The organism is Streptomyces malachitofuscus, assembly GCF_055571035.1.
Map to the genome: position 1 here is coordinate 400645 of NZ_JBVIGA010000004.1, position 8472 is coordinate 409116.

At 72.1% G+C, this 8472-nt stretch carries 9 protein-coding genes and 2 rRNA genes; 3 read left to right on the forward strand and 8 right to left on the reverse strand.

The window, feature by feature from the left end; genetic code table 11:
- Position 1 precedes the first annotated feature (1 nt).
- A complete protein-coding gene (locus ACZ44S_RS08550) occupies positions 2-316 on the reverse strand; it encodes a hypothetical protein (protein WP_466925935.1) in 315 nt (104 codons plus the stop codon).
- 42 nt (positions 317-358) lie between these two features.
- On the opposite strand from ACZ44S_RS08550, the gene ACZ44S_RS08555 reads away from it, so the two are divergent.
- Positions 359-706, forward strand: a complete 348-nt coding sequence (locus tag ACZ44S_RS08555; RefSeq protein WP_466925937.1) for a sterol-binding protein — start codon at positions 359-361, stop codon at positions 704-706.
- A gap of 3 nt (positions 707-709) precedes the next feature.
- Here ACZ44S_RS08555 and ACZ44S_RS08560 read toward each other — a convergent pair whose 3' ends face one another.
- The 4 genes from ACZ44S_RS08560 to ACZ44S_RS08575 form a co-directional block, all read right to left on the reverse strand.
- Positions 710-1591, reverse strand: a complete 882-nt coding sequence (locus ACZ44S_RS08560; protein ID WP_466925940.1) for an ABC transporter ATP-binding protein — start codon at positions 1589-1591, stop codon at positions 710-712.
- On the reverse strand, positions 1588-2625 hold the full coding sequence (locus tag ACZ44S_RS08565) for a FecCD family ABC transporter permease (protein ID WP_466925942.1): 1038 nt from the start codon (positions 2623-2625) through the stop codon (positions 1588-1590). The genes ACZ44S_RS08560 and ACZ44S_RS08565 overlap by 4 nt, the downstream gene beginning before the upstream one ends.
- A complete protein-coding gene (locus ACZ44S_RS08570) occupies positions 2622-3665 on the reverse strand; it encodes a FecCD family ABC transporter permease (RefSeq protein ID WP_466925945.1) in 1044 nt (347 codons plus the stop codon). The genes ACZ44S_RS08565 and ACZ44S_RS08570 overlap by 4 nt, the downstream gene beginning before the upstream one ends.
- Before the next feature lie 68 nt (positions 3666-3733).
- On the reverse strand, positions 3734-4762 hold the full coding sequence (locus ACZ44S_RS08575; protein ID WP_466925947.1) for an HAD hydrolase-like protein: 1029 nt from the start codon (positions 4760-4762) through the stop codon (positions 3734-3736).
- Between the two features lie 73 nt (positions 4763-4835).
- Here ACZ44S_RS08575 and ACZ44S_RS08580 point away from each other — a divergent pair, with 73 nt between their 5' ends.
- The gene (locus ACZ44S_RS08580; protein ID WP_466925950.1) at positions 4836-6134 is read left to right on the forward strand and encodes a DUF1015 family protein; all 1299 of its coding nucleotides are present in this window, start codon (positions 4836-4838) and stop codon (positions 6132-6134) included.
- 58 nt (positions 6135-6192) lie between these two features.
- On the opposite strand, the gene ACZ44S_RS08585 is transcribed toward ACZ44S_RS08580, so the two are convergent.
- Positions 6193-6942, reverse strand: a complete 750-nt coding sequence (locus ACZ44S_RS08585; protein WP_466925989.1) for a tetratricopeptide repeat protein — start codon at positions 6940-6942, stop codon at positions 6193-6195.
- A 60-nt stretch (positions 6943-7002) separates the two neighbouring features.
- Between ACZ44S_RS08585 and ACZ44S_RS08590 the strand changes: the two genes are divergently transcribed.
- Positions 7003-7962: a hypothetical protein gene (locus tag ACZ44S_RS08590; RefSeq protein ID WP_466925992.1), complete on the forward strand. Its 960-nt coding sequence runs from the start codon at positions 7003-7005 to the stop codon at positions 7960-7962.
- An 86-nt stretch (positions 7963-8048) separates the two neighbouring features.
- Here ACZ44S_RS08590 and rrf read toward each other — a convergent pair.
- A 5S ribosomal RNA gene (gene rrf, locus ACZ44S_RS08595) occupies positions 8049-8165 on the reverse strand.
- Between the two features lie 104 nt (positions 8166-8269).
- Positions 8270-8472 (reverse strand): 23S ribosomal RNA (locus tag ACZ44S_RS08600); the annotation flags it as partial.

Consider the following 8472-nt stretch of genomic DNA (forward strand, 5'->3'; position numbering starts at 1 on the left):
TTCAGCTCCTGTGTACGTGTGCCGACGGGGGACCCGCAGGCCCCGGAGGTCCCGGGCGGGCGTCGAGCGCGGTGAGCGCGTCGCGCAGCCCCCGGTGTACATCCTCGTACACCTCGAGATGGCCGTCGGTGGTGAGGTGGTCGGCATCGGCCAGCCGCTCCACGTGGGCGTCCACCTCGGGGTGCCCGGTCGGGGTGCGCGGCACGCCCAGGGGTGCGGGGGCGGCGGGGCCGTCGCCGGACGGCACGGGTCCGGCGTGATCCGGTCCCTCGATGCCCGGCTCCGGGGCCTCGGCCTGCGGCACTGCGTCGTTCATGCCCCGACGCTACCGCGAACGGCTGCGGTACCGTCGTCCGCGATGGCCACGATCGAGGAGTGCCGTGCCGCACTCGACAAGCTTTCGGACAGCATGCGGAGCACCGAGGGGGACGTCCGCGCGGCCGCGGCGATGGACCGCTCCGTCAGCTGTCACATCACCGACCTGGAGGTGACCTTCGTCGGCCGGCTCACCGGCGGCCGGATCGAGGTGCGCGACACGCTGCCCGGCCCGCCGCGCGAGAAGGCGCAGATACGGCTCGCCATGACGGGTGACGACCTGGTGGCCCTGGTCGACGGCGAGCTGCACTTCGCCAAGGCCTGGGGTTCGGGCCGGGTGCGGCTGGAGGCGGGGCTGCGCGACCTGTTCCACCTCAGAAAGCTGCTGTGACGCTCAGGAGGCCCGCGCGGCGCCCGTCTTCTCCGCCCGGCCCTTGGCCCGCGCCGTGCGGGCGGCCGGCACCACGAGCGGGGTGCCCGTCTCGGGGTCGTCGATGACCTGGCAGCGCAGCCCGAAGACCTCCTCCACCAGTCCCGCGGTGACGATGTCCTTCGGCGCGCCCTGGGCGATGACACTGCCCTCGCGCAGGGCGATGAGATGGGTGGCGTACCGCGCGGCGTGGTTGAGGTCGTGCAGGACGGCGACGAGCGTGCGCCCGTGCTCCTCGTGCAGGTCCGCGCACAGGTCCAGGACGTCGATCTGGTGCTGGATGTCCAGGTAGGTGGTCGGCTCGTCGAGCAGCAGCAGCGGGGTCTGCTGGGCCAGCGCCATGGCGATCCACACACGCTGGCGCTGACCGCCGGAGAGCTCGTCGACGTAGCGTTCCGCCAGCTCGGCGACGCCGGTGCGGGCCATCGACTCCTGCACGACGCGTTCGTCCTCGGCGGACCACTGGCGCAGCAGGCCCTGGTGCGGGTAGCGGCCGCGGCCCACCAGGTCGCCGACCGTGATGCCGTCGGGCGCGATGGAGGACTGGGGCAGCAGTCCCAGGGTGCGGGCGACCTTCTTCGCGGGCATCGACTGGATGACCTGGCCGTCGAGCAGGACCCGTCCCTCGGTGGGCTTGAGCATCCGTGACAGGGCCCGCAGCAGGGTCGACTTGCCGCAGGCGTTGGGTCCGACGATCACGGTGAAGGAGTTGTCCGGTATCTCCACCGACAGCTGTTCGGCGATGACCCGCTGGTCGTAGGCCAGGGTGACGTTCTCGGCGGACAGTCGGTTCACGGTGCTCCTTCGGTGGTTCGGCCCGCTGGTGTCGGTACGGCCGGCGCTCATATCCGGCCCGCCCTGCGCTCGGTGACCAGCAGCCACAGCAGATAGACACCGCCGAGCACGCCGGTGACCACGCCGACGGGCAGCTGGTCGGCGCCGAACGCCCGCTGCGAGACCCAGTCGGCACCGACGAGGAGGGCGGCGCCCATGCACATCGCCGCCACCAGGTTCGGCCCCGGCGCACGGGTCAGCCGCCGGGCGAGCTGCGGGGCGGTGAGCGCGACGAAGCTGACCGGTCCGGCGGCCGCGGTCGCGGACGCGGTGAGCAGCACGGCCGACAGCATCAGCAGCAGCCGTACGCGCTCGACGCGCACGCCGAGGGCGTACGAGACGTCGTCACCCATCTCCATCGTCCTGAGCGCCCCGGAATGGGCGAGGACCAGCGGTACGAGGACGGCGCACAGGGCGAGCAGCGGCCAGACCTGGTCCCAGTCACGGCCGGCCAGGGATCCGGTCATCCAGACGACGGCGCGGGCGGCGTCGACGATGTCGGACTTGGTGAGCAGATAGCCGTTGACGGCCGTGACGATCGCGGCGACACCGATGCCCACCAGGACCAGACGGTAGCCGTGGACGCCCCGCTTCCAGGCGAGTACGTAGATGGCGAACCCGGTCACCAGTCCGCCGGTGAGCGCCCCGAGCGCGACCTGGTTGGCGGTGCCGGAGAACAGCACGATCACCGTGAGCGCGCCGGCCGTCGCCCCCTGGCCGAGGCCGAGGACGTCGGGGCTGCCCAGCGGATTACGGGAGACGGACTGGAACAGCGCGCCCCCGAGCCCGAGCGAGGCGCCGACCAGCAGCCCGACCAGGACCCGGGGCAGCCGCAGCTCGTTGACGATGAACTCCTGACCGGCGTCGCCCTCCCCCACCAGCGTCCTGAGCACATCGGCGGCGGACATCGGGAAGTCGCCGGTGCCGATCAGCACGACACTCGCGGCCAGCGCCACGGCCAGCAGCAGGACGACGACGGTGAAGGCGCGCACCTCCAGCCGGAACGACAGGCCGCCGGGGGTCCGCACCGCGCGGTTGGTCTTCACAGCTGGGCCGTCCTCCGCCGTCGTACGAGAAAGATGAAGACCGGGCCGCCGAGGATCGCGGTGACGATCCCGACCTGCACCTCGGCGGGCCGGGCCACGATCCGGCCGATCACATCGGCGCCCAGCAGCAGCACCGGCGACAGGACGGCCGCGTACGGCAGGATCCAGCGCAGATCCGGCCCGGTGAAGGAGCGCACGAGGTGCGGCACCATCAGACCGACGAACATGATCGGCCCGCAGGCGGCGGTCGCGGCCCCGCACAGCACGGTCGCGGCCAGCATGGACAGCGCCCGGGTGCGGTTCAGGTTCGCGCCGAGCGCCTTGGCGGTGTCGTCACCCATCGCCATGGCGTTCAGCGGCCGGGCGAGCGCCAGCGCCAGCAGGGAACCGGCCAGCAGGAACGGCACCACCTGCTTGATCGCAGCGTCACTGCCGGAGGCCAGCGAACCCACCGTCCAGAACCGCATCCGGCCGAGCGCCGCGTCGTCCAGGATCATGACGGCCTGCAGATAGCCGTAGAGCGCCGCGCTGATGGCCGTACCGGCGAGCACGAGCCGCACCGGGGTCGCGCCCCTGCTGCCGCCGAGGAACCACACCAGCGCGCCGACCCCCGCCGCGCCCAGGAACGCGAACCACACGTACCCGGACAGCGAGGTGACGCCGAAGAAGGTGATGGCGGTGACGACCGCCGCCGACGCGCCCGCGTTGATGCCGAGCAGTCCGGGGTCGGCCAGCGGGTTGCGGGTCAGCGCCTGGAGCACCGCTCCCGCCAGCCCGAGCGCGGCGCCTGCGAGCAGTCCCAGCACGGTTCGTGACAGCCTGTCGGCCACGACGACGTCACCGTAGGTGCCCGAAGCGCCGAACAGACCGTGCCACACCTGTTCCAGGGACAGCTCCTTCGCCCCGACCGCGATACTGGCCAGCGCCACGAGCACCAGCACCACGACGGAGACCAGCAGCCCGAGGACGCGTATCGCCCGGCGGCTCGGGGGCGCGGGGGCACTCTCCGCGCGCTGTTCGGGGGGACTCTCGACCAACACGCAGTTAGGTTAGCCTACCCTCCCAATCGATCATGATCCGCAGGTCCGGCCCCCGCCGACGTGGGGTTTCACCATCCCAGCCGTGCCAGCGCCTTCCCGCCGTCCAGCTCGCACGCACCGTCACCGGCCGCCGTCCACGCAGCCGCGCACAACGCCCGCAGCCCGTCCGTCGCGTTTCCTTCCCCGTCGAGCTCCAGCGCCGCGGCTCCGGCCGTCGCCGTCCAGCCACCGCACCGGAACCCGTCGCCCGCTGCGACGACCTCGGGCTGTCCGGTGAGCAGCCCGCGCAGGTCGGCGTCCACATATGTCGGCCGGTGCTGCGGCGGTGCGCCGAGGAGCAGCGCGCCGTCCGTCACCCCGGTCAGCACCAGCAGCGAGTCGACCTCGCCGTTGAACGCGCCCTCGATGTCCGTGTCCAGCCGGTCGCCCACGACCAGCGGCCGCTCCGCGCCCGTCCGCAGGATCGTCTCCCGGTGCATCGGCGGCAGCGGCTTGCCCGCCACCTGCGGCTCGGCCCCCGTGGCGATCCGCACGACCTCCACCGCCGCGCCGTTGCCCGGCGCGATGCCCCGGCCACTGGGGATCGTCAGGTCGGTGTTGGACGCGAACCACGGCACCCCGCGGGCGACCGCGTACGACGCCTCCGCGAACCTCCCCCACGGCAGTTCGGGACCGCCGTAGCCCTGCACGACCGCCACCGGCTCGTCGTCCGCCGAGTCCACCGGCACCAGGCCGCGTTCGCGCAGCGCCACCCGCAGCCCCTCGCCTCCGATCACCAGCACCCGCGAGCCCGGCGGCACCTGCTCACTGATCAGCCGCGCCACCGCCTGGGCGGACGTGATGATGTCACCGGCCGCCGCCGGTATCCCCAGCTCGGTCAGGTGCGCGGCCACGGCGTCCGCGGTGCGCAGCGCGTTGTTCGTCACGTAGGCGAGGTGCATGCCGCCCTCGCGGGCCGTGGCGAGCGATTCCACCGCGTGGACAATGGCGCTCCCGCCCGCGTACACCACACCGTCGAGGTCGAGCAGCGCCGTGTCGTACGCCTCGTTCAGGGCCCGCCCACTGCCCTCGGGCCTCGTCCTGACGCTCCGGCTCATTCCGCATCGCTCCTCGTTCGACGGCTTTCCCCCCGATCATCCCCCATGCCACCGGCCCCCGTACGATGCCGGGATGAACACTGCAGGTCACTCGGAAGCAAAGGCGCCCCGGGGCCTGGAACTCACCCCGTTCCGCGGCCTCCGTTACGACCCCGACCGGGTCGGCAGCCTGGCCGCCGTGACATCCCCGCCGTACGACGTCGTCGTCCGCCCCGACGGCCTGCACCACCTCCAGTCCGCCGACCCCCACAACATCGTCCGGCTGATCCTGCCCGAGGCCGCCACGCCCGAGGCCCGCAACGCCCAGGCGGCCGAGACGCTCCGGCGCTGGCGCGCGGAGGGCGTCCTGACCGCCGACCCCGAACCGGGCCTGTACGTCTACGAGCAGCGCGACGGCGAGGGCATGGTGCAGCGCGGCATCATCGGCGTCCTGCGGGTCTCCGACCCCGACGAGCAGATGGTGCTGCCCCACGAGGACGTCATGCCGCACATCGTCGCCGACCGCGCGGACCTGATGCGGGCCACCTCCGCGAACCTGGAGCCTCTGCTGCTCACGTACCGGGGCGACGGCAGCGACGGCGGGGCGACCGTCACGGCCGGCCTGATCGAACGCACGGCCGCGCGCCCGCCCCTCCTCGCGACCACCACGGAGGACGGTTTCCACCACCGGCTGTGGTCCGTCACCGACCCCGCCGAACTGGCCGCCGTCCAGAAGGAACTCGCCGGGCACCAGGCGCTCATCGCCGACGGCCACCACCGTTGGGCGACCTACCGCCGCCTCCGGGCGGAGCACCCCTCCCCCGGTCCCTGGGACCACGGCCTGGTGCTCCTCGTCGACACCGCCCGCCATCCCCTGCGGGTGCGCGCCATCCACCGGCTGCTGCACGCTGTGCCGGTCGCGGACGCCGTGGCCGCGCTCGACGGCCTCTTCCGCGTCCGCCGACTCGAGGTGCCGCTGCCCGAGGCGATGGACGCCTTGGCCGAAGCGGCCGCGGAGGGCAACGCCTTCCTCCTCGCCGGGGACGGCGCCTTCCACCTCGTCGACCGGCCGGATCCCGAGCTGCTGGCGCGCACGGTCCCCGTCGATCGCCCGGTGGCCTGGCGCACCCTGGACGCGACGGTGCTGCACGCCACGCTCCTCGACCACGTCTGGCGTGTCCCGGACGCCCCCGCACACATCGCGTACATCCACGACACGGCCGCCACGGTCGAAAAGGCGGAACGCGACGGCGGGACGGGCGTGCTCATGCACCCGGTGCACGAGGACGTCGTCCGCGACCTGGCGCGTCAGGGTGTCATGATGCCGCGCAAGTCGACGTCCTTCGGCCCGAAGCCGGCCTCGGGTCTGGTGCTGCGGGCGCTCGATCTGTGACGAAGGGGCGGGCCTCCGAAGAGACCCGCCCCTTGATGCCGCTTCCGCGCCCGGGACGTCAGTCCTTGTCGTCCGCGGCGTCCTCGGCGTCCTGGGCGTCCTCGTTCAGGACGTCGTCGGCCTGGTCCTCGGCGAGGGCGTCCATGAACTCCACGCCGTCCAGCTCGGCCAGCCGGTCGGAGGCGTCGGTGCTGCCGTCCCGGTCGGCCTCGACGGCCTTGGCGAACCACTCGCGTGCCTCACCGTTCCGGCCGGCCGCGAGCAGCGCGTCCGCGTACGCGTAGCGCAGCCGCGCGGTCCACGGCTGCACGGAGTGGGACGCCAGCTCGGAGCTCTGCAGCGTCACGATCGCCGCGTCGAGCTGCCCCAGGTCACGCCGGGCACCGGCCGCGACGAGCCGCATCTCGACCTGGCCGGCCTTGTCCAGCTTCTGCACCTCGGGCGCCCCGGCCATGTCCAGCGCCTTCTCCGGCCGCCCGAGCCCGCGCTCGCAGTCGGCCATGAGCGGCCACAGCTCCGCGGTCCCGGTCATCCGCCGCGCGGCCCGGAACTCGGCGAGCGCCTCGGAGTACTTCTGGTTGGCGTACGCGGCGAACCCGGCTGCCTCCCGGACGGCCGCGACGCGGGACGCCAGGCGCAGGGCGACCCGGGAGTAACCGTAGGCGCCCTCGGGGTCCTCGTCGATCAGCCGGGCGACCATCACCAGGTTCTTGGCGACGTCCTCCGCGAGCGTCTTGGGCAGGCTCTGCAGCTCCTGCCGTACGTCCTTGTCGATCTCCTCGCCCGTGACGTCCTCGGGGATCGGCAGCCGCTTGATGGGCTCGCGGTCGCGGTCCCGGTCACGCTCGTCACGGAAGCGCCCGCCGCCGTGCCGGTCGTCACGGCCTCGGAAACCGCCGGGGCGTCCACCGCGGTCGTCCCGGCGAGGACCGCGTCCCCGGTCGTCCCGGCCGCGGTAGCCACCCCGGCTGTCGTCCCTGCGGAACCCGCCACGGTCGTCGCGGCGGTAGCCACCACGGTCCCGGTCACCACCACGACCGTCGTCCCGACGGAACCCGCCACGGTCCCGGTCACCCCGGTCGTCACGCCGGAACCCGCCACGGTCCCCGCGATCACCACGGTCATCACGCCGGAAGCCACCACGGTCCCGGTCACCACCACGACTGTCGTCCCGACGGAACCCGCCACGGTCCCCGCGATCACCACGGTCGTCACGGCTGCGGTAGCCGCCACGGTCCGGGTCGCCTTCGCGCCGGTCGTCCCGACGGAACCCGCCGCGGTCGTCACGGTCACCACGGTCGTCGCGCCGGAAGCCACCACGGTCGCCCCGGTCGTCACGGCCCCGGAAACCGCCCCGGTCACCACGGTTGTCGTCGCGGCGGTAGCCACCACGCTCCCGGTCACCACCACGACTGTCGTCCCGACGGAACCCGCCACGGTCCCGGTCGCCTTCGCGACGATCGTCCCTGCGGTCGTCCCTGCGGTCGTCACGTCCGCGGTAGCCCCCGCGGTTGTCATCACGTCCGCGGAAGCCACCGCGCTCCGGCCGGCCACCGGCACGGTCGTCGCGGCGGAACCCACGGTCACGGTCGCCACCCCGGTCCCTGTCACGGTCCCGTTCCCGGTCACGATCCCGGTCGTCGCGACGGAAGGGAGGACGCTCTCCGCTGCCACGGAATCCACGGTCGCGGTCATCGCCCCGGCGCTGACCGCCACGCGGACCGCCCCGCTGGCCGCCACGGTCAGCACGGTTCGGCCGGTCACCACTGTCCCGTCGCCGCTGGTCGCGCTCCGGTCGGTCGTCGGGAGAGTTGGTGGACATCGGTGACTCCTGTCTTCGGTACCGCAAGCATAAATAAAAAAGGACCCCTGGCCCCAGCTGAACGCTGGTGACCAGGGGTCCTTCCAAAGATTGTTCGGCGGCGTCCTACTCTCCCACAGGGTCCCCCCTGCAGTACCATCGGCGCTGTAAGGCTTAGCTTCCGGGTTCGGAATGTAACCGGGCGTTTCCCCTACGCTATGACCACCGAAACCCTAATGGTTTCGAGCGAACAAGCACACTCTTCTATTGTCTGTTCTGCTCAAAGCCGACAACGGTCGTTGTCTCAGAACCAACACAGTGGACGCGAGCAACTGAGGACAAGCCCTCGGCCTATTAGTACCGGTCAACTCCACACGTTACCGTGCTTCCATATCCGGCCTATCAACCCAGTCGTCTACTGGGAGCCTTACCCTCTCTAGGAGGTGGGAGTCCTCATCTCGAAGCAGGCTTCCCGCTTAGATGCTTTCAGCGGTTATCCCTCCCGAACGTAGCCAACCAGCCATGCCCTTGGCAGAA